At 41.2% G+C, this 21,311-nt stretch carries 26 protein-coding genes and 2 riboswitches; of the genes, 19 read left to right on the top strand and 7 right to left on the bottom strand.

From position 1 onward, the window contains the following. A partial coding sequence (locus AKG37_RS17825) for a DNA adenine methylase (RefSeq protein ID WP_060700051.1) occupies positions 1–607 on the top strand: 607 nt, incomplete at its 5' end. Positions 608–760: 153 nt separating this feature from the next. On the opposite strand, the gene AKG37_RS19335 is transcribed toward AKG37_RS17825, so the two are convergent. The 5 genes from AKG37_RS19335 to AKG37_RS17845 all read right to left on the bottom strand — a co-directional run bounded on the left by AKG37_RS19335 (position 761) and on the right by AKG37_RS17845 (position 3,176). Further along, positions 761–892 carry a hypothetical protein gene (locus AKG37_RS19335; RefSeq protein WP_273700906.1) on the bottom strand — a complete coding sequence of 44 codons (132 nt, stop codon included), beginning with the start codon at positions 890–892 and terminating at the stop codon, positions 761–763. Positions 893–915: 23 nt separating this feature from the next. Further along, positions 916–1,641, bottom strand: a complete 726-nt coding sequence (locus tag AKG37_RS17830; RefSeq protein WP_060700052.1) for a CPBP family intramembrane glutamic endopeptidase — start codon at positions 1,639–1,641, stop codon at positions 916–918. A gap of 94 nt (positions 1,642–1,735) precedes the next feature. Beyond that, positions 1,736–2,146: a hypothetical protein gene (locus tag AKG37_RS17835; RefSeq protein WP_060700053.1), complete on the bottom strand. Its 411-nt coding sequence runs from the start codon at positions 2,144–2,146 to the stop codon at positions 1,736–1,738. Between the two features lie 5 nt (positions 2,147–2,151). Next, entirely contained in the window at positions 2,152–2,604 is a 453-nt protein-coding gene (locus AKG37_RS17840) for a LytTR family DNA-binding domain-containing protein (protein WP_060700054.1), read from the bottom strand. A gap of 5 nt (positions 2,605–2,609) precedes the next feature. Further along, positions 2,610–3,176, bottom strand: a complete 567-nt coding sequence (locus AKG37_RS17845) for a GNAT family N-acetyltransferase (RefSeq protein ID WP_060700055.1) — start codon at positions 3,174–3,176, stop codon at positions 2,610–2,612. A 130-nt stretch (positions 3,177–3,306) separates the two neighbouring features. On the opposite strand from AKG37_RS17845, the gene AKG37_RS17850 reads away from it, so the two are divergent. After that, positions 3,307–3,876, top strand: coding sequence for a hypothetical protein (locus AKG37_RS17850; RefSeq protein WP_060700056.1), 570 nt, complete (start codon positions 3,307–3,309; stop codon positions 3,874–3,876). A gap of 45 nt (positions 3,877–3,921) precedes the next feature. Here AKG37_RS17850 and AKG37_RS17855 read toward each other — a convergent pair whose 3' ends face one another. Further along, positions 3,922–4,095 (bottom strand): hypothetical protein, encoded by a 174-nt coding sequence (locus AKG37_RS17855; protein WP_060700057.1) that lies wholly within the window; start codon positions 4,093–4,095, stop codon positions 3,922–3,924. A 179-nt stretch (positions 4,096–4,274) separates the two neighbouring features. On the opposite strand from AKG37_RS17855, the gene AKG37_RS17860 reads away from it, so the two are divergent. Both AKG37_RS17860 and AKG37_RS17865 read left to right on the top strand, forming a co-directional pair. Next, entirely contained in the window at positions 4,275–4,820 is a 546-nt protein-coding gene (locus AKG37_RS17860) for a sigma-70 family RNA polymerase sigma factor (RefSeq protein ID WP_060700058.1), read from the top strand. After that, positions 4,789–6,234, top strand: a complete 1,446-nt coding sequence (locus tag AKG37_RS17865; protein WP_060700059.1) for a DUF4179 domain-containing protein — start codon at positions 4,789–4,791, stop codon at positions 6,232–6,234. Before AKG37_RS17860 ends, AKG37_RS17865 begins: the two co-directional genes overlap by 32 nt. Positions 6,235–6,252: 18 nt before the next feature. On the opposite strand, the gene AKG37_RS17870 is transcribed toward AKG37_RS17865, so the two are convergent. Further along, a complete protein-coding gene (locus tag AKG37_RS17870) occupies positions 6,253–7,440 on the bottom strand; it encodes an MFS transporter (RefSeq protein ID WP_060700060.1) in 1,188 nt (395 codons plus the stop codon). Between the two features lie 100 nt (positions 7,441–7,540). Between AKG37_RS17870 and AKG37_RS17875 the strand changes: the two genes are divergently transcribed. The 15 genes from AKG37_RS17875 (at position 7,541) to purF (ending at position 21,267) form a co-directional block, all read left to right on the top strand. Continuing rightward, the gene (locus tag AKG37_RS17875) at positions 7,541–8,413 is read left to right on the top strand and encodes a LysR family transcriptional regulator (RefSeq protein ID WP_060700061.1); all 873 of its coding nucleotides are present in this window, start codon (positions 7,541–7,543) and stop codon (positions 8,411–8,413) included. 139 nt (positions 8,414–8,552) lie between these two features. Next, a riboswitch (purine riboswitch) is annotated at positions 8,553–8,654 on the top strand. A gap of 145 nt (positions 8,655–8,799) precedes the next feature. Further along, positions 8,800–10,125: an NCS2 family permease gene (locus tag AKG37_RS17880; protein ID WP_060700128.1), complete on the top strand. Its 1,326-nt coding sequence runs from the start codon at positions 8,800–8,802 to the stop codon at positions 10,123–10,125. A gap of 212 nt (positions 10,126–10,337) precedes the next feature. Next, entirely contained in the window at positions 10,338–10,499 is a 162-nt protein-coding gene (locus AKG37_RS19070) for a hypothetical protein (RefSeq protein ID WP_162838490.1), read from the top strand. A gap of 11 nt (positions 10,500–10,510) precedes the next feature. Further along, positions 10,511–10,690, top strand: a complete 180-nt coding sequence (locus tag AKG37_RS17885) for a YezD family protein (RefSeq protein WP_060700062.1) — start codon at positions 10,511–10,513, stop codon at positions 10,688–10,690. Between the two features lie 219 nt (positions 10,691–10,909). Continuing rightward, a complete protein-coding gene (locus AKG37_RS17890; RefSeq protein ID WP_060700063.1) occupies positions 10,910–11,701 on the top strand; it encodes a hypothetical protein in 792 nt (263 codons plus the stop codon). Between the two features lie 204 nt (positions 11,702–11,905). Then, a complete protein-coding gene (locus AKG37_RS17895; protein ID WP_024424505.1) occupies positions 11,906–12,460 on the top strand; it encodes a DUF2179 domain-containing protein in 555 nt (184 codons plus the stop codon). Then, complete coding sequence (locus AKG37_RS17900; protein ID WP_060700064.1) at positions 12,457–12,657, top strand: NETI motif-containing protein; 201 nt, start codon at positions 12,457–12,459, stop codon at positions 12,655–12,657. The genes AKG37_RS17895 and AKG37_RS17900 overlap by 4 nt, the downstream gene beginning before the upstream one ends. A 79-nt stretch (positions 12,658–12,736) precedes the next feature. Beyond that, positions 12,737–12,838: riboswitch (purine riboswitch) on the top strand. 170 nt (positions 12,839–13,008) lie between these two features. Then, on the top strand, positions 13,009–13,497 hold the full coding sequence (gene purE / locus AKG37_RS17905; protein WP_060700065.1) for a 5-(carboxyamino)imidazole ribonucleotide mutase: 489 nt from the start codon (positions 13,009–13,011) through the stop codon (positions 13,495–13,497). Continuing rightward, positions 13,490–14,632, top strand: coding sequence for a 5-(carboxyamino)imidazole ribonucleotide synthase (gene purK, locus AKG37_RS17910; RefSeq protein WP_060700066.1), 1,143 nt, complete (start codon positions 13,490–13,492; stop codon positions 14,630–14,632). Before purE ends, purK begins: the two co-directional genes overlap by 8 nt. Continuing rightward, the gene (gene purB / locus AKG37_RS17915; protein WP_024426701.1) at positions 14,629–15,924 is read left to right on the top strand and encodes an adenylosuccinate lyase; all 1,296 of its coding nucleotides are present in this window, start codon (positions 14,629–14,631) and stop codon (positions 15,922–15,924) included. Before purK ends, purB begins: the two co-directional genes overlap by 4 nt. A gap of 72 nt (positions 15,925–15,996) precedes the next feature. Further along, on the top strand, positions 15,997–16,719 hold the full coding sequence (gene purC / locus AKG37_RS17920; RefSeq protein ID WP_060700067.1) for a phosphoribosylaminoimidazolesuccinocarboxamide synthase: 723 nt from the start codon (positions 15,997–15,999) through the stop codon (positions 16,717–16,719). Then, positions 16,712–16,966, top strand: a complete 255-nt coding sequence (gene purS, locus AKG37_RS17925; protein ID WP_003214349.1) for a phosphoribosylformylglycinamidine synthase subunit PurS — start codon at positions 16,712–16,714, stop codon at positions 16,964–16,966. Before purC ends, purS begins: the two co-directional genes overlap by 8 nt. Further along, complete coding sequence (purQ, locus tag AKG37_RS17930; RefSeq protein WP_024424510.1) at positions 16,963–17,646, top strand: phosphoribosylformylglycinamidine synthase subunit PurQ; 684 nt, start codon at positions 16,963–16,965, stop codon at positions 17,644–17,646. Before purS ends, purQ begins: the two co-directional genes overlap by 4 nt. Continuing rightward, positions 17,630–19,861: a phosphoribosylformylglycinamidine synthase subunit PurL gene (gene purL, locus AKG37_RS17935; RefSeq protein WP_060700068.1), complete on the top strand. Its 2,232-nt coding sequence runs from the start codon at positions 17,630–17,632 to the stop codon at positions 19,859–19,861. Before purQ ends, purL begins: the two co-directional genes overlap by 17 nt. Then, entirely contained in the window at positions 19,837–21,267 is a 1,431-nt protein-coding gene (gene purF / locus AKG37_RS17940) for an amidophosphoribosyltransferase (protein WP_060700129.1), read from the top strand. The genes purL and purF overlap by 25 nt, the downstream gene beginning before the upstream one ends. Positions 21,268–21,311: the final 44 nt, after the last annotated feature.

The following is a 21,311-nucleotide window of genomic DNA, read 5'->3' on the forward strand; positions in this document are numbered from 1 at the left end:
TAAAGAAGCTTCTTTTTCTTTGGAGGAATGGGAAAAACAAAAAAAAATTCAGGTTAACAAATATCAGACGGATCTATTAGAATTAGGGTTTTCTACTTTTTATTTGAATAGAACAAATCATTCTGGGATTATCAACGCCGGACCAATTGGAGGTAAGCAACAAACAGGAACATACAAGATTGATTGTCGATTTAATAAAGAAACTTTAATAAATAAAATAAACTTAATTGCTTCTTTTAAAACGAAAATAAAATTATATAACCTGGATGCAATAGACTTCATTAAAAATAATATTGTGAAAACGAGAAATTCACTAACTTTTTTTGATCCACCATATTTCGTTAAAGGCAAAGATTTATATACTAATTTTTACGAATTTCCTGATCATTTAGAGCTGAATGATGCAATAGTGAGGTATATGAATAAACAAAAGTGGATTTTAACATATGATGTTCATGATGATATTCATAACATTTACTCTTGCTTTGAGCATTTTACTTATCAATTAAATTATAGTGCAGGTAATTCAAAAAAAGGTTCGGAATATATTTTCCTTTCAAATAAACTTTCTTCTAAAAAAATAAACCAGTATTTACACCTGGTATAAAAATAAGACAGTTTAGATCAAACAAAATATTTTACTACCTGCTAAATCATACATCCCGTTAGTTTGCTTTTTTTACCTCAACTAACGGGATGTAATTAATATTTATTGATTTCTAGAGTGGGGAAATTGAATCTGGATCACTTTCAATTCACCTTAAAAGTTAAATCCATACTCTAGCATGCAATGTTCTATAATATAACTTTGTTTGAAATCCCATTCCCAAGGCTTTATTTCAAGTTCTTCACACTTTTCAAACCAGCCTTTTATCCATGTGTTATTCTTCATTTCTTTCCTCCTATTCTCCTTATCTATCGGACACTTTTTTTTATCCATAATTTTCTCCACAACACCACTGCAAGAACAAGCAAGATGACACATTGAATTGATAGCAAAAGCATTTGCATTGCCATAGGTGTATGCCCACCTGTCATTTGATCCACGATATTATGCACTGCGTGCCATATGATGACCCATTGCAGGCTGTTAGTGAGTGCCACAATTTCAGCTGCAACGAACCCAAATAAAAAGGCGAATAAGATTTGTGCCACTGTTAATGTGATGCTTTTTCCGCTTAGTAGATTCGCAGCATGCCCAAGACTGAATAGTACGGCGGAGCCCCATATGGCAGTGCTTAGATTGATTCGTTTTAAATATTGAAAGAGAATGCCGCGAAAAATACCTTCTTCAAAAATACCGACACAGACCATGAAGAAGCAAAGTGCCGTAAAGGAAGAGAGGGAAAAATCTGTGTTTAATCCAGCAATAAACGGGATGGCCTCAATGAAAAGGATGGGAATGATCCACATACCAAGAGACCCTTTTCGAAAACCTATTTCTTTCAATTGAAAACGGCTTTTCTGAATAATGAATAGAAGTAAAAGACACCCAGCTAGCATGGCACTGCCATTGATGATATAGATGGTCATTGGATCGGTCACTTCTTTGATGGATATATAGACACCTGCACTTGTTGGAATGATTAAAGAAAACAGCAGTAGAAGCACAGCTTTTCGAATGATTGTCATTGGTTTCATTGTTGATTCCTCCTCTAATGTCAGAGTAGTGGAATCGAGCAGGACCCTCAATCAAATCTTCCTAACATGTCAATTTATCGCACTAAGATGCATATTAAGATGTTGTTCGTTTTTTTCGCTGCTGTAAAAGGTCATTGATTTCCGCAGCGGTTGCCTGATCTTTTTTATACAATAGGTACTTAATTAAAAAGAATAATGCCATGACTACAAGGAAATTCACGATGAACGAATGGAGACTGATCTCACCGCTGACTACGATGATGGTTGTCATAATCATACCCATTACAAGAATGATATATAGTATTTGTTGAAAAAGAATCCGTTGATGGCTATATGTTTGTTTTGGGTATAGCAAGAAAGTCAGGGCGCTTGAAAAAAAGGAATTGGAAATGATCGCTTCTAAAATGTAAATCGGCATCGATCCAAATGTGAAACAGTAAATCAACACTAAGGCTGTAAAGATCATACAAAATGTGATCAAAAGATTGATGATGTAACGTTTCATTCTATTCACTTCCTCCGTAATCCAAGCTTCTCTTTTAATGCTTGGATATAAAAACGTGAAATCATTACTTTTTCTTTATTTGTAAGGCTTGCTTCAAAACGGCCACTCGTTTTAGGAGAAATGGCGGCGATAGAATCAATATTCAGAATCATCGATTTCGAAATTCTGATATAATCATGCGCTTCAAGGTGTTCTTCAAGTTCAAATAACTTTTCCTTTATGAGAAACACCCCGTCTGTCGTATACAAGAACGATTTTTTATCGACACTTTCAATATATAAAATGTCGTGATAATAGATTTTTTTCATGCTGTCTTTCTCAGGGTCTTTCGCTAGGAAAAATGGGGCTGATTGCTCCACTTGCTGGACAAGCTTTTCAATCGCCGGATTGAGCTCATAAATGTGAAAAGAAACATATTCTGATTGCGGCTTTTGAATGAAATGAATATCTGTTTTCATCTGTTTTATTTGTAATCCCTCTTTAAAATCGAATACATATACACATCATCAAACCCATTCTGACCAAGGTCATACTCCCTCAATAAACCCTCTCGTACAAAATTAATTTTCTCCAATAATTGAACAGAGGCCGTATTTGCTGGATCAATAATCGCTTCAATCCGATTCAAATTCATCTCCTGAAATCCATATCGCAATACCGCAGCAATCGCTTCGCTCATGATGCCTTTTCTCCAATGATCTAGGTGTAATTCATAGCCAATTTCGGTGCGGAGGTGCTGTTTTTCTAGATTGAGAAAGCCGCAGCTGCCGATGATGGCTGGATTGTCTTTTAGAGAAATGCCCCAGCGGATGCCTGTTTGTTTTTTGAAGATATCGTCATACCACTTGATTTCTCCTTTTGTGTCTTCAATCGTTTCATGAGCATCAATGCCCATGTAGCGGCACACGGTTTCATTGGATAAGTAGATGTGCATATCTTCAGCGTCTTCGATTGTTGCTTGTTTTAAGAGTAGTCTTTCGGTATGTATTGTTGGAAATGATTGCGGGAATATCAGTTCACGTCTAGTCATATTTTTCTCCTTGTGCAATTTTATTTAAATTATACCTGTACTGGTCGATTTTGTGTAATGCTTTGGTGTAATATGAGAATATGATTGTGGGAATATTCACAAACGAATTCGATAAAAGAGGATAATTGAAATGGGCATTTTTCTAATTATGATCGTCATCGTGATGATCGCCGTATCTTTAGTGATCTATTTATTTATAAAGGGAATCATTCAATCTAAAGTGCTAGTGATTGTAGGTTCTGTTTTAGGAGGAACCGCACTATTTGTTTGGGTGGCTATGTTTTTTAATTTTCACTCTGTATCTTTAATAAATGAATCGTTAGGTCATTTTAAGATCGGTGAAAAATTTGAGGGAGATCATACTTTTGCGGAGAATACTCAATTCTCTCATCCTAAACAGAGGGTCTATATGGAAAAAGAAAATCAAGATTTTGTAGTATCAGTTGATCAACATCATCGAGTTACATCTATTTACAATCAGTCAAAACAGAAAAATCTTCAAACATCTAAGGGAGTTAAAATAGGAGAAGATTATTCATCTGTGATACAAACATATGGAGAGCAATTCAAGAAGCTCTGGTTTGTCGAAGGGTATAGCAAAGGTATACAATATCAAGATCAATCAAACGGTATCATTCTAGAGTTCTTTTTCAATGACAATAAACTAGTACTCATTGAACTTCGTAGTAAGCGGAAATAAAAAAGTAGAAAGTAAAAACAAGCATTTTAATTGAAATGCTTGTTTTTATGTTGCTTTTCCATAACATTCCTTACAATAAAAAACCCCTTCATTCCTCAGCCAAGCCTTTACCTCTGTCATTCCGCGTCTCTTTGGATAGACGAGCTTGACGTACACTTCTTCGTTACCTTCTATCTTTTTCTGACAGCTAGCACATACGGGTTCTTCAAATAGAAACAATCGGCATACTCCTTTTTGTAGATATTTCTTCCATTATATCAAATATGCAACATAATCTTTGCGGCCTGTTCTTCACTTTTTCTATTTTTGTCCGACATATGGTAAGGAAAAGAAATTTTTGATTGTTGAAACCGTTTGTGAGAAACCTTGCTCTAACAGGTGTAGGAGGTGTAAGAGAGATGAAGCAAGTGCGTCTAATTAAAAAAGCACAAAAAGGGAATGTACCGGCATTTGAGAATTTAATGCTGATGTATCAGGAGCGTTTATATAAAACGGCTTTTCTCTATACAAGAAATAAAGAGGATTCGTTAGATGCTGTTCAAGAGACGGTCATTAAAGCGTTTAAACATCTATCTGGCTTAAAAGAACCAGCTTATTTTTCTACCTGGCTGACGCGGATTTTGATTCATACAATTTTTGCGATGAAGAAAAAGCAGCAAGATGTTGTTCCGTTTGAACAGCATCATGAGAGCGTGGAGCGTCATGATTTTTTGGAAGACAAGCTCGATTTAAAAAATGCACTTGATGTGTTAGATGAGCAATATCAGCTCGTGATTCAGCTATTTTATTTTCAAGATTATTCGATTTCGATGATTTCTGAACAGATGGGTGTGCCTGAAGGAACGGTCAAAACTCATTTGTATCGAGCAAGAAAGTTATTAAAGCAAACATTGGAGAAGGAGGAGAGTGTCGATGGAACAAAGAGAAATGAAAAAGCTCTATGATGAGATTGATGTACCAAAGATTGAAGTAACCTCTGCGATTCGCCAAGCAATAGGAGATGTAAAAGCGGAACAGAAAAGACATTGGTTCAAATGGAACTGGAGAACGCCAATATACTCAGTCATCGCCCTTGTTGTTCTTTATTTTTCATCTGGTTTCCTTTTCCCGTCTCTTAATACAGCGATGGCACGTGTGCCGATTATTGGACAGTTTTATATGATGTTTCACGATAAAGTAGGAATGTCTCTTTTTCAGAGTGATTTGGTAAAGCATGTCAATGAGGGGGCTGAATCAAGAGGGGTTACTGTGAAAGTAAACAGTGTGTATTATGATGCTGGGCGGCTTGTTTATACGTTTACTGTGGAGAATTTCCATACAAAAGAAGATTTTATACCGATCAACATTGATTCAGATCAGATCAATGAAAATTTTCAACCCAATATAGATAGTCCGGAGTTGAAAAAATTAAAAGATGGTCGATATGCTGGACGAATGGAATTCTATACAAATGGACAGATGATTAAGCAAGGCCAAAAAGCACAACTCGTGATTTCGAAAATTGGAGATATTGTAGGGAATTGGCGCTTTGAGTTGCCTGTAGTTAAGCAAAAAACCACTTTATTTGCAGGTCAAAAAGAAGTATCTATTTTAAATGGACGTTATCAGTTGAAAGATATAAAGGTTGAAAATGGAGTGAATTCCTCTGTAATTCAATATGCGATTGATTACAATGGTGTCGCAAAAGATGATGATATCACTATAGATATAATGAAAGATAATTTGGGAAGTAAGTACAGGCTTAAGAATGCAGCAACATTAAAGGGAAAAAAACTTTCAACTGAAAAAACTAGACAAAATGCTTTGACCATTTTGAATAAGCCAATTTCTCCAAACACTACTGAACTGACATTTTACCTAAATTGGATATATGAACATGAAGAAAGCAAAATCATTTCACTCCAGAATCAGCTGCCTGTTCAGTTCAGAACAAAGCACCATGGAATTGGGATTAAGATCAATAAAATAAAGCAAAAAGGGCGTTCTGTAACAGTTGATTATCAATTTACTGGAGTAGATAAGGAAAAATTAGATGAGGCTGATATGAAGAATGTCGGTGAATCAATTGGATTAGGCGATGTTAAAAAAATGAAATCATGGTCCGATCCTGCAGCAAATTACGAAAACGGATATTACTTGAAGGGAAACAATGCGAAGGTGACCAATTTAAAGACAGCTTCTATGCAATCCACCTTTGACTTTGATGTGAAGGAGTTAGACAAATTATCATTAAACCATTTTTCATTTAAGGATTATGGGCTTTATCTTGATTTGTCAGTTCTGAATCTGTTGGCACCGCAAAAAGAAATAAAGGTAACCATTCCAGTCAAAAAAGAAACATCAAAAGCTAGTCAATAAATAAGAGAGCGAACATGATTATACATGTTCGCTTTTTGTCTGTTGTTCGACCAGTCGATTCCGATTGAACGAATACCTAATCAACATCAACGCCACAAAACTAGCTAACCCGCCAATCCAACTTAAATTTGTTACGTTTGTATATTGTATAATCACGCCGCCCATTGACGATCCAAGCATCATGCCGATGTTCATCAACGCTGTATGAAAGCTCAGCACGGTTTCTGATGCTTGGGGTTTAAGAGAGATCAGATAAAATTGCTTCGATGGTGTTGTTGTCCATGTAGCGATGCCCCATATGGCGAGCGTGATCAAGACTCCGAAAGCAGAGAATTGCGTAAAGAAGAGCGCAAATAAAGATAACATCTGGATCATAATACTGATCGAAATGGATCGGTTTGGTCCCCATTGATCAACGGCGAAACCCCCAAAGCGTGAGCCAATAAAAGCAGAGATGCCTAAAATGAGTAAAGCGATGCTTGTCATTTCAAGTGAAAAGCCGGCAGTCTGTCGTAATAAAGGAGAGATATAAGCAAAGACCATCGTGTAGCCTAAAATCCAAAAGACGGTTGTGGCTAAGGCGCTGATCACTCTGCGGTCTTGAAGGATGTGTAATTGCTGCTTCAATGGCAGGTGAGAATGTCCCTCCATGTGTGGCAGTAATTGATAAAGCAGTAGCAAGAGACAAGCGGTACCTAGTGCAATGATGAGGAAAATATAGTGCCAATCCACATACCCTGATAAAAATGTTCCAATCGGCACACCAAGTACGAGTGAAACGGTAAATCCAGTAATGACCGCTGCCATCGCACTTCCCTTTTTTTCTGGTGGAGCGATCTGCGCTGCATAATTCGTGGCGACGACAATATATAAGCCACCGCTCATGGCCATGATGACCCGAGATAGCAGAAGCAGTACAAAATGATGGCTAAAAAAGGCGAGCATATTGCCTAAAATAAACACAAAAATAGCCAATAACAAAACCTTTTTTCGGTTTAATTTCGAGGTTGCCATGACTAAAAAGAGCGCGCCTATTGCATAAAAGAGAGAGTAGACCGTGATGAGCTGCCCGGCAGCAGGAATGGAAATGTGTAAATCAACCGAAATCATGTCTAGAATCCCTGATACGACGAATTCTGAAGTGCCTGTGACAAATGATCCGGCAGCTAAAAGAAATATCAATAGCTGATGAGATGTGTTTTTCATTTTGAACCCTTCCTTCATGTTGATACGTTGTCTTTAGTTTAAATTCCGTGCTAACATAAGTAAAATTGATGTTTTTCATGAAGGAGATGAGTAAATACTCATGAGCTTTGTTCGCTTTGATATTGTTGCAAAAGTGGTGGAGCTGGGCAGTTTTACTGCAGCAGCTGAAGCATTAAATATGACGCAGTCAGCAGTCAGTCATGCGGTGGCAGGTTTAGAAGCGGAGTGGGGCGTGTCTTTATTCATACGTGATCGAAAAAAGGGGATTATGCTGACGGATATTGGTCAAACCCTTCTCCCGCATATTAGAGAAGTGTTAAATAGAGTGGAGAAGATCCAGCAAGAAATTGCATTAACGAAAAATATTGAAACAGGCTTGATTCGTATTGGCACATTTGCTAGTGCATCAGCTTGTTTATTGCCGAAATTGCTTGTGAGCTATCAAAAAAAGCATCCAAAAATTGAATTTAAGTTCTATGAGGGGACGTATGAAGAAATATTGGAGTGGCTGGATTCTAGCATCATTGATGTTGGATTTGTTGTGAAAGGGCATAAGGATGAAGCCTTTGATTTGCTGCCGCTCATCAAAGATGAGATGGTGGTCGCCTATCATCCAAATCATCGTTTTGAGCAGCAGCCCTTTGTAGACATATCAGATTTGAAGGATGAACCATTTATTATGCCAACTGGTATGTATCAATCACATGTAGAGGATATTTTTTCAGAGGCACAAATGGAGCCGGCTGTTTTATTTGAAGTACATGATTGTACGACCATAGCTCGAATGGTCGGGGAAGGACTTGGCGTCACGATAGGACCCGAGTTATTTTTAAAAACACAACAGCTTGTGCAGATCAGTCATCTGAACGTGTCTCATCACCGTGAGGTTGCGCTTGCCTGTCCTTCACTCCAGCATGCTTCTCCGGCAGTGAAAGAGTTTTTCCATGTAGCCGGCACAGTTTTTGGAAAGTAGAGAGTTTTGGAGAAGGGTGTATAAAGAACTAGATGTGAATTTCCAAATTCGTGTAATAAGACGAATGAAGCGGACATTTATTTGAAAAATGTTCGCTTTTCGTATTGTTTTTTAAAAATGAAGTTGGTACAATAGACACAGAAATCAAATAGATAGAAGTCGTATAATCGCGGGGATATGGCCCGCAAGTTTCTACCAAGCTACCGTAAATGGCTTGACTACGTCAATTCACACTCGTTTGATATAAATCATGCATTGTTCTTGTTTTATGTCACAGTCTGAATTCACACTTGTAGTCAAGCGTCCCAAAATTGTTGGGGCGTTTTTTATTTGACTTGTGAATGGGACAGACTAAAGCAAAAGAACATGAAGGGAGTCAGTTGGCTTTGAAACAGTTTTTTCAGTTTGATGAGTTAGGTACGAATTACCGCAGAGAGATCATCGGTGGTTTAACCACATTTTTGTCGATGGCTTACATTCTGTTTGTTAATCCGATCACACTTGCATTAGTATCTGTGCCGGATTTTCCAGATAAATTACGAATTGATCAGGGCGCTGTCTTTACAGCAACGGCGTTAGCTTCTGCTGCAGGGTGTTTCCTGATGGGATTGATTGCCAGGTATCCGATAGCAATAGCCCCAGGAATGGGTCTGAATGCGTTCTTCGCCTTTTCGGTTGTTCTTGGCATGGGCATTAAATGGGAAGCAGCGCTTTCAGGTGTGTTTGTTTCAGGATTGATTTTCGTTGCCCTTTCTTTAACAGGTTTCCGTGAAAAAATCATCAATGCCATTCCGGCTGAGCTGAAGCTGGCTGTTGGTGCAGGTATTGGTTTGTTCATTACGTTTGTTGGACTTCAAGGCTCTGGCATTATTGCCAATAATGATAATACACTCGTTACGATTGGAAATATTCATAGTGGTCCTGTTCTGTTAACGGTGTTTGGTATCGTAGTGACCGTCATTTTAATGGTTCTTCGTGTGAATGCAGGTGTCTTCATTGGGATGCTTGTGACTGCTATTGCTGGGATGATTTTTGGTCTTGTACCAGTACCGTCTCAAATTGTGGGAAGTATTCCAAGCTTGTCTCCAACCTTTGGTCAAGCCTTGATTCACTTACCAGAAATATTCTCGATTCAAATGCTTGTTGTGATCTTAACGTTCCTATTCGTTGGATTCTTTGATACAGCTGGTACGCTTGTAGCTGTGGCAACACAGGCTGGTTTAATGAAAAATAATGAGCTGCCACGTGCAGGAAGAGCTCTACTGGCTGATTCTTCTTCAATCGTTGTAGGTTCTGTTCTTGGTACTTCAACGACAACGTCTTATGTTGAATCTAGTTCAGGTGTAGCGGCTGGTGCGCGTTCTGGTTTTGCAGCTGTCGTCACAGGTATTTTCTTCTTGCTGGCGATGTTCTTCTCACCGCTTTTATCCATTGTTACAAAAAATGTGACAGCACCTGCTTTAATTATTGTTGGTGCACTGATGGTCGCTCCGCTTGCAAAGATTGCATGGGATCGCTTTGAAATTGCTGTACCAGCGTTCTTAACAATGATTATGATGCCACTGACATACAGTATTGCAACAGGGATTGCGGTTGGCTTTATTTTCTACCCGATTACGATGATCTTTAAAGGCAAAGCCAAAGAAGTGCATCCAATTATGTACGGATTGTTTGTCATCTTTATTCTATATTTCGCTTTCTTAAATCATTAATGCTTCATTCAAAACAGCAGCTCATGGAAGCTGCTGTTTTTTTGATAAAAAAATCAAAACATAGTTGACTTATAGGAATTATGTGTTTATGATAAAAAGACATAATTCGCTGATTGGATCACCAAAGGCGCTTTGATTTCCTTTTTTAAATAGAAGGTTTCAGGGTGCCTTTTTTTCTTGGATACATTCATAAAAAGGGGAGGAGATGTCTTTTGTCACGCTGGCTTAGACAGGTCATTGAACGAAAAAAGCAGGCGCTGATTCAAAAGCTCCTTTTATGGGGGCATGAAGAAAAACAGGAAGCGCTCATGCATTATACGATTCATGAGCTGGAAAATGAGGTTCTCTATTTAAAAGAGCGAAAACAAAAATAGGGGGATGAGCGATGGATGAACAAAAGCTGAATTATATTTTATCTGCCTTAAAAGGGATCGACTATGGATCAGTGGTCATCACCATTCATAACGGACATATTACACAGGTTGATACGACTAAAAAGACTCGGTTCCCCGCTCATCAGGAGAATCTCCGGGTTCAGCAAGCAAAGCGGAGTCACTATCGTTGATGACGGATTGTAAGATGATAAAAAGCTGATTGAGGTCATCAGCTTTTTTGTTTTGTCTCATTTTTTCACCGTTTTAAAACCTCTGCTGCCTTTCTTTCGTCTATTCGTATGAACGTCAAGCAATCTTGACTGAATAGAGAGACTCCGCTACTTTAAGAGGAGTCATCCGAACAGGTCATTTACTTGAGCCTGTAAGGATTGGATAGGAGTTGATATGAGATGTTAGAGAAAGACCAAGAGCAGGGAACATCTGAAATGAAAAATGAAGAGCCGACAATAGATCAAGAAACAAGACAATCCCGCCTCAGCCGAAGTACTGTAAAACGCGGAAGAACCTCAAAATCAGTGGATGATGAGCGTTCGGCCATTCAGCGTATACTGCAAGGTGTAGGAGGCGCGTTTAAGCGTTACGGCTCATATGGACTGGCGATGTTAAAATCACCAAGCCAGGCCATCAATCAAACGAAAACATTGCGTATGAAGTACGCTTGGATTTCAATTGTGTTATTCAGCGTGTTTTTTGCTTTAGGCAACTTTGTTCAATTAAAGGCGTCAAAGACCCGTTTATTAGGCTTTGGCATTCATTATTCTTTTGGTGACGCCTTTTTGAGAGTGGCAGTCTTTACATTTATTCTGCTGACATTGATGATGCTCACCGTCTGGTTACTCGGAAAGTATATGCTAAAAGGAAACATATCACTCAAAGAAGTGATCATGAAATTTGGTGCTGCGCTTGTGCCGGTTTTGGTTTTATCCATCCTTTGGCTTGTATTTGCCATGCTGAATATTCCTTATGTGACCGTTATATTATCTGTGATGATGTTTTTCGGTCTCCAGTTGATTGCGGTCGTGCTCTTTCGCTCGATTCAATCGGAGCATGATGCTGTACGTGGAGATTTGATGTATGCAGGCTGGGTCTTCTTATTGATTGAACTTGTCATCATTGCGCTGCTTTGGGGCATAGTCGGGGAGTATTTGATCCCATCACTTGTTCCTGTTCGATTCGGATAAAACACACTGAAAACCTCCTTTTTTGAAAAAGGGGGTTTTCATGTTGAGAAGAGAAAAAAACGGGTAAACTCTTGGTAACAAAGACCACCCTCATTGTCGAAAGATATATGTGTTTTTATCGCGTAAATTTGATTGTATCAAGGTATGTTCTCTAGTAGAATATGGGGTGCTTTATTTGATTTTTTAGTGCAGGGGGTTCGAATCGTGCTTCAACAACTTTTATCCAACGCGTTCACCATGGTTTTAATCATTTTAGTGATTAATATTGTCTACGTCTCTTTTTCCACCATGCGTTTGATTTTAACAATGAAAGGCAGACGGTACGCAGCTGCTTTTGCGGGTACAATCGAAATGCTCATTTATGTCATTGGGTTAAGTATCGTTCTAGATAACTTAGATCAAATACAAAATGTCATTGCGTATGCGCTAGGTTATGGAATGGGGATCATTGTCGGGATGAAAATTGAAGAGAAGCTGGCACTTGGCTACACAACTGTTAACGTGATCACAAAAGAATTGGATGTCGATCTCCCAAGACAATTGAGAGAAAAAGGATATGGTGTCACTAGCTGGGTAGCAGGCGGTCTTGAAGGAGACCGGACAGCATTGCAAATTTTAACACCGAGAAAATATGAACTGCAATTATATGAAACGATAAAAACGCTGGATTCAAAGGCATTTATCATTTCATATGAGCCCAAATCGATTCACGGCGGCTTCTGGGTGAAGGCTGTGAAGAAAAGGAGAATTAAAGAATGACCGCAAAACCAAAGAAGAAAAAATTCTATGTGGAAGACAACATGACGATCGATCAGGTGTTGTCCCAGATGGCAGCGGAAGGCTACTCGCCTGTCCGGCGAATGGAGGAACCGATTTTTCAAGAAAAGAAGGAAAATGGGTCGATTCAGATCATTCCGATTGGGAAAAAAATCGTATTTGAAGGAAAAACAGTCTAAATCCGAACATTAAAACGACGACTTCATAGATTGTTCGATAAATCCGTTGACATCATGAAGATCCGTTGTTAAGATAAACATGAAATCAAAACACGAGCCTCATATAATCTTGGGAATATGGCCCATAAGTTTCTACCCGGTTACCGTAAATGACTGGACTATGCAGGATAGTGAACAAAACTGACATGGCGTTACAAAAGCGAACAGCGCTTACCATGGCCCGGTTTGTGTTGCTTCCTAACAATGCAATACAGACCGGGCCTTTTTGTTCGGCGTTTGACAAGCTGCTTAGGTTTGGGAAGCGTGTCAAACGATACAAAAATCGAATAACAGCTTAAAGGTGGGGACAAAATGAAGCCGCTTGTAGGTGTCATCATGGGAAGTACATCTGATTGGGAAACAATGAAAAATGCGTGCGATATCTTAGAGGAATTAGACATTCCGTATGAAAAACAGGTGGTATCCGCACATCGGACACCTGACTTGATGTTTGAATATGCGACTGAAGCAAGGGGCAAAGGACTAAAGGTCATCATTGCCGGTGCTGGAGGCGCAGCACATTTACCGGGGATGGTCGCAGCAAAAACGACACTGCCGGTCATTGGCGTGCCCGTACAATCAAAAGCACTAAATGGACTGGATTCCTTATTATCTATCGTTCAAATGCCAGGCGGTGTACCAGTTGCCACAGTGGCGATTGGCAAAGCCGGTGCAACAAATGCAGGCCTTCTGGCTGCACAAATGATTTCAGCATTTGATGAAGCAATCGCAGCCCGCCTCGAAGAAAGAAGAGAGCAGACAAAACAGACTGTACTAGAAAGCAGTGATCAGCTTGGCTAAGCAAACCATTTTTCCAAACGCAACCATCGGCATCATCGGCGGCGGACAGCTTGGCAGATATATGGCCGTCAGTGCTAAGCAAATGGGGTACCGGGCAGCTGTCTTAGACCCAGTCGCACAATCTCCTTGTGGACAGGTTGCGGATACAGAAATTACAGCCGCGTATAGTGACCTTAAAGCGATTCGAAAGCTGGCTGCAATCAGCGATGTTGTGACATATGAATTTGAAAACATTGATTATGATGCACTTAATCAGTTGAAGGAAGAGGCGTATTTACCGCAAGGAAGTGAACTTCTTCTTTTAACTCAAAACCGTGAAACCGAGAAAAAAGGCATTGTAGACGCAGGCTGTGAAGTAGCGCCTTACCGCATCATTCATGATGAGAAGGAACTGGAAGACGCAGTGGACGTGCTTGGTTTGCCAGCTGTGCTGAAAACATGCAGAGGCGGTTATGACGGGAAAGGACAGTACGTCATCAAAGAGAAGGATCAGCTTCATGAAGCAGCAGTGCTCCTTACTCACGGAACGTGCATTTTAGAAAGCTGGGTTCCATTTCAAATGGAGCTTTCGGTGATCGTCACTCGTTCTGTTCATGGAGAGATTGCGGTATTCCCAGTCGCTGAGAACATTCATAAGCATAATGTTTTATTCCAAAGCATCGTGCCTGCAAGAGTAGATACCAGCATTCAGGAGAAAGCAAAAGAGCTGGCAACGACACTGGCTGAAAAGCTGGGTTTGGTTGGTACGCTTGCTGTAGAACTGTTCCTAACAACTGAAGGAAAGCTGCTTGTCAACGAACTGGCACCTCGCCCGCATAATTCTGGTCATTATACGCTTGATTTATGTGAGACGAGTCAGTTTGAACAGCACGTTCGCGCCATTTGTGGTCTGCCGCTTGGCGGTACAGCCCTTTTATCAGAGGGAATGATGGTGAACTTATTAGGCGATGAAGTGGACATCCCAAAAGAGCATCCCGAGCTTCTCAAAGAAGCGAAGCTTTATCTATATGGAAAGCATGAAGTAAAAGCCGGCCGCAAAATGGGGCATATGACGTTTATGAAACAGCTTGATGATGAATGGATGACAAACATCACAAAGATATGGACTGAAAGAGATGGAGGAAACGGGAAATGATCGAACGTTACGCACGACCAGAAATGTCAGCAATCTGGACAGAGGAAAACAAATTTAATGCATGGCTTGAAGTAGAAATTCTCGCTTGTGAAGCTTGGGCAGAACTTGGCGTGATTCCGAAAGAAGACGTTGTGACAATGCGCAAGAATGCAAGCTTTGATATTGGACGTATTCTAGAGATTGAACAAGACACGCGCCACGACGTGGTTGCCTTTACGCGTGCTGTATCTGAATCTCTAGGAGAAGAAAGAAAGTGGGTTCATTACGGGTTAACTTCTACAGACGTAGTGGATACGGCGCTTTCATATTTATTAAAACAGGCGAACGATATCCTGCTCAAGGACATTGAGAGATTTGTTGACATACTAAAAGAAAAAGCAAAAGAGCACAAATATACCGTCATGATGGGCCGTACACACGGTGTACACGCTGAACCGACAACATTTGGCCTGAAGCTTGGTCTTTGGTACGAAGAAATGAAGCGTAACCTAGAACGTTTTAAACAAGCAAAAGCCGGCATTGAATACGGTAAAATCTCTGGAGCTGTTGGCACATATGCGAACATCGACCCGTTTGTTGAGCAATATGTATGTGAGAAACTTGGCATCAAAGCTGCACCAATTTCAACCCAAACCTTGCAGCGTGACCGCCACGCAGATTACATGGCAACTCTTGCTTTAGTCGCAACAAGCATTGAAAAATTTGCTGTTGAGATCCGTGGTCTTCAAAAGAGTGAAACACGTGAAGTAGAAGAGTTCTTTGCAAAAGGTCAAAAAGGATCATCAGCAATGCCGCATAAGCGTAACCCAATCGGCTCTGAAAATATGACGGGAATTGCCCGCGTCATCCGTGGATATATGCTGACAGCTTATGAAAATGTGCCGCTTTGGCATGAGCGTGATATTTCTCATTCATCTGCTGAGCGCATCATTTTACCAGATGCAACGATTGCACTGAACTATATGCTGAACCGTTTCTCAAACATCGTGAAAAACTTGACTGTCTTCCCTGAGAATATGAAACGCAACATGGACCGCACACTTGGCTTAATTTACTCACAGCGTGTTCTTCTTGCATTAATTGATACAGGCATGGCACGTGAAGAGGCATATGACACGGTTCAACCAAAGGCGATGGAAGCGTGGGAGAAGCAAGTACCATTCCGTTCATTAGTAGAAGCGGAAGAAAAAATCACATCACGCTTAACACCTGAACAAATCGCTGACTGCTTCGATTACAACTATCATTTGAAAAATGTCGATATGATTTTCGAACGTCTAGGTCTTGCGTAAGAAATGGGCCGCCTGCTAGCCAGGCGCCTAATCCTGAAAATTGCCAACATTCAAATTAGGAGGCCAACCTGAATGACTGCGAAACAAGAACTTCTCTACGAAGGCAAAGCGAAAAGAATCTATCAGACCGATGACGAGCATATTTTATATGTCGAATATAAAGACTCAGCTACAGCATTTAACGGCGAAAAGAAAGCTGAAATTGAAGGAAAAGGCAGACTGAACAACGAGATTTCAAGCTTAATCTTTCAAATGCTACATGAAAAAGGGATCAACAATCACTTTGTGAAACGCCTCTCTGAAACAGAACAGCTCATTCAAAAGGTACAGATTGTTCCGCTTGAAGTGGTTGTACGAAATGTGGTGGCAGGCAGCATGTCAAAACGCCTCGGCATTCCAGAGGGAACGAAACTGGACACACCTTTGATTGAGTTTTACTACAAAGATGATGCACTCGGCGATCCGCTCATTACAGAAGATCATATTCGCATTTTACATGCAGCCACACCTGAACAGGTAGAGGAAATGAAACAGATCACAAGACAAGTGAATGAAGAATTAAAGCAAATCTTCTCAGACTGTCATGTGAATTTAATTGATTTCAAGCTTGAATTCGGAATAGATCACGAGAATCGTATTTTGCTAGCTGATGAGATTTCACCTGATACGTGCAGGCTTTGGGACAAAGATACAAACGAAAAGCTTGATAAAGACGTGTTCAGACGAAACCTGGGCGGCTTAACGAATGCATACGAAGAAATTTTCAAAAGACTTGGAGGCCATAAACATGTATAAAGTGAAAATTTTTGTCAGCTTAAAAGAGAGCGTTCTTGATCCACAAGGAAGTGCCGTGCAGCACGCTTTGCACAGCATGTCTTATCAGGAAGTAAAGGATGTCCGTATCGGGAAATACATGGAGCTTGTCATTGAAAAATCAGATCGTGATTTAGACACAGTCGTCAAAGAAATGTGTGAAAAATTACTTGCCAACACGGTGATTGAAGATTACCGCTATGAGGTGGAGGAGGTTGTCGCACAGTGAAGTTTGCAGTGATCGTCTTGCCTGGCTCTAACTGTGATATCGATATGTACCATGCGATTCAAGATGAGCTGGGTGAACAAGTTGAATATGTATGGCACGACGAAACGAGTCTTGACGGATTTGACGGTGTACTCGTACCAGGCGGTTTCTCTTATGGGGATTACCTAAGATGCGGGGCGATTGCCCGCTTCTCGAACATCATGCCGGCGGTGAAAAAAGCGGCAGAGGAAGGAAAGCCTGTTCTTGGTGTTTGTAACGGGTTCCAAATTCTTCAGGAGCTTGGCATTCTTCCGGGTGCGATGAGACGAAATAAAGACTTGAAGTTTATCTGTCGACCAGTTGAACTCATTGTAGAAAACAACGAAACGCAATTTACAAGCGGTTATCAAAAAGGCGAATCCATTACGATTCCTGTAGCGCACGGTGAAGGCAACTTCTACTGTGATGAAGACACTTTAGCGAAGCTCATTGAACGCGGCCAAATCGCTTTCACTTACGGAGACGATATTAACGGCAGTGTGAATCGAATTGCAGGTGTAACGAATGAAGAGGGCAATGTACTCGGCATGATGCCGCACCCTGAGCGCGCGGTTGATTCATTACTAGGCAGCGCAGACGGACTTAAATTGTTTCAATCTATCGTGAAAAATTGGAGGGACACTCATGTCACTACTGCTTGAACCAAGTCACAAGCAAATTAAAGAAGAGAAATTGTATCAGCAAATGGGATTGAGTGATGAAGAATTCGCTTTAATCGAATCCATTATTGGCAGGCTGCCAAACTACACAGAAACGGGTATTTTTTCTGTCATGTGGTCAGAGCATTGCAGTTATAAAAACTCAAAGCCTGTTTTAAGCAAATTCCCGACAAAAGGAGATCATGTCCTTCAAGGTCCTGGGGAAGGCGCTGGAATCGTTGATATTGGAGACAACCAAGCGGTTGTATTTAAAATCGAATCACATAACCATCCATCTGCGATTGAACCGTATCAAGGAGCGGCGACAGGTGTCGGCGGAATTATCCGTGATGTATTCTCCATGGGTGCGCGTCCAATTGCTGTATTAAACTCTCTTCGTTTTGGTGAACTGACTTCACCGCGTGTGAAGTACTTGTTTGAAGAAGTAGTGGCAGGGATCGCAGGCTATGGAAACTGTATCGGAATTCCAACAGTCGGCGGAGAGGTTCATTTTGATCAAAGCTATGAAGGCAATCCGCTCGTGAATGCGATGTGTGTTGGATTAATCAACCATGAAGACATCAAAAAAGGGCAGGCAAAAGGTGTTGGCAACACGGTTATGTACGTTGGTGCCAAAACGGGTCGTGACGGAATTCACGGTGCAACATTTGCTTCTGAAGAATTTTCTGATGAATCAGAAGAAAAACGCTCAGCTGTTCAAGTCGGCGATCCATTCATGGAAAAGCTGCTGCTTGAAGCGTGCCTTGAAGTTATTAAAAACGATGCGCTCGTTGGGATTCAGGATATGGGAGCGGCTGGCTTAACAAGCTCAAGTGCGGAAATGGCGAGTAAAGCAGGGTCTGGTATTGAGATGAATCTAGATCTGATTCCGCAGCGTGAAACAGGCATGTCAGCATACGAAATGATGCTGTCTGAATCTCAAGAGAGAATGCTTTTGGTCATTGAAAAAGGCCGTGAACAAGAAATCATTGATATTTTTGAAAAATACGATCTTGAAGCGGTATCAGTTGGTCATGTGACAGACGATAAAATGCTTCGTTTACTTCATCAAGGTGAAGTGGTTTGTGAGCTTCCTGTCGACGCTCTTGCAGAAGAAGCGCCGGTTTATCACAAGCCGTCAAGTGAGCCTGCATACTATCGTGAGTTTTTAGAAACAAAAGTTGAAGCACCTGCTATCACAGATGCAGCCGAAACGTTAAAGCAGCTCCTTCAGCAGCCAACGATCGCAAGTAAAGAATGGGTTTATGATCAATATGACTACATGGTTCGGACAAATACAGTCGTTGCACCGGGCTCTGATGCGGGCGTTTTAAGAATCCGTGGAACGAAAAAAGCCCTTGCGATGACAACAGATTGTAACGCACGTTATCTCTATCTTGATCCAGAGGTCGGCGGGAAAATCGCAGTCGCAGAAGCAGCACGTAACATTGTGTGCTCAGGGGCTCGACCGCTTGCAGTGACAGATAACCTAAACTTCGGTAACCCAGAGAAACCAGAAATTTTCTGGCAAATTGAAAAATCTGCTGACGGAATTAGCGAAGCATGCCGCACGCTAAGCACACCGGTTATCGGTGGGAACGTCTCTTTATATAACGAATCAAATGGAACAGCGATTTACCCAACACCTGTCATTGGGATGGTTGGTTTGGTTGAAGATACAGCTCATATTACGACGCAGTCGTTCCAGCAGGCTGGCGATGTGATTTTCGTCATTGGTGAAACGAAGGAAGAATTCGCAGGCAGTGAGCTTCAAAAGATGACAGAAGGCCGTATTTACGGAAAAGCACCAGAAATTGATTTGGATGTAGAGCTCACACGTCAGGAAGCACTTCTTGCTGCCATTCAAAACGGACTTGTTCAATCCGCACATGATGTGTCTGAAGGTGGTCTTGGTGTAGCACTTGCTGAGAGTACATTTGGAACAGACGGTCTTGGCGCTCATATCCAAATTGATTTAAACAGCGAAGCTTCATTATTCAGTGAAACACAGTCACGCTTTGTTGTCACAGTGAAACCAGAGCACCGCGAAGCGTTTGCTGCGGCTGTCAAAGATGCAAAAGAAGTTGGAACGGTGACAAATGATGGTGTATTCACCGTCAAAAATCAAGAAGGACAACAATGGATTCATGCAGCGGTTAATGAACTTGAACGCGCATGGAAAGGAGCGATCCCATGCTTGCTGAAATCAGAGGCTTAAACGAAGAGTGTGGCGTCTTTGGGGTTTGGGGACACGAAGAAGCCCCGCAAATCACATATTACGGGTTGCATAGCCTTCAGCACCGAGGACAAGAGGGTGCGGGAATCATTGCAACAGATGGTGAAAACCTGACGGCACATAAAGGCCTTGGACTGATTACGGAAGTCTTTCAAAACGGTGAGCTAAAGGATTTGAAAGGAAAAGGGGCGATCGGTCACGTTCGGTATGCGACAGCAGGCGGAGGCGGCTTTGAAAATGTGCAGCCCCTCTTCTTCCGCTCGCAAAACAACGGCAGTCTTGCCCTTGCTCATAATGGGAATTTAGTGAATGCAACGCAATTAAAGCAGCAGCTAGAGAACCAAGGGAGTATTTTCCAGACGTCTTCTGACACTGAAGTACTGGCTCATTTGATTAAGCGCAGCGGGTATGTTGAATTGAAAGAGCAGATCAAAAATGCTCTGTCTATGCTTAAAGGAGCATATGCTTTCTTAATTATGACGGAAACAGAAATGATTGTGGCTCTTGATCCGAACGGCTTACGTCCACTTTCACTTGGTATGCTTGGGGACGCTTATGTCGTTGCTTCTGAAACATGTGCATTTGATGTTGTCGGCGCCACGTATTTACGAGATGTGGAGCCTGGCGAAATGCTGATCATTAATGATGAAGGCCTCAAATCAGAGCGCTTCTCCATGAGCATTAACCGTAGCATGTGCAGCATGGAATACATTTATTTCTCAAGACCTGACAGCAATATCAACGGCATCAATGTGCATAGTGCGAGAAAGAATCTTGGCAAAAAGCTTGCCGAAGAAGCGCATGTTGAAGCAGATGTTGTGACAGGTGTACCAGATTCAAGTATTTCTGCAGCGATTGGATATGCGGAAGCAACAGGTATTCCGTATGAGCTTGGTTTAATTAAAAACCGTTATGTCGGCCGGACCTTTATCCAGCCGTCACAAGCATTGCGTGAGCAGGGCGTACGTATGAAGCTGTCTGCTGTGCGCGGTGTCGTCGAAGGAAAGCGTGTTGTCATGGTGGATGATTCCATCGTACGGGGAACAACGAGCCGCCGTATTGTGACGATGCTAAGAGAAGCGGGTGCGACGGAAGTTCATGTACGCATTAGTTCACCGCCAATTGCACATCCGTGTTTTTATGGAATTGATACGTCCACACATGAAGAGCTGATTGCTTCTTCTCATTCAGTGGAAGAAATTAGACAGGAAATCGGTGCAGACTCTATTGCCTTTTTATCTGTAGACGGTTTAATGGACGGGATTGGCAGGAAGTATGATGATCCGCAGCGCGGTCAATGCTTAGCGTGCTTTACTGGAAAATACCCGACTGAAATTTATGAAGATACTGTTCTTCCTCATGTGAAGGAAACAGTTCTGACGAAATAATCGAATAAAGGAGCAGCAGTCAAGGTGATTTGATATGCTGCTCT

This window comes from Bacillus australimaris, from assembly GCF_001307105.1.
Lineage (GTDB): Bacteria > Bacillota > Bacilli > Bacillales > Bacillaceae > Bacillus > Bacillus australimaris.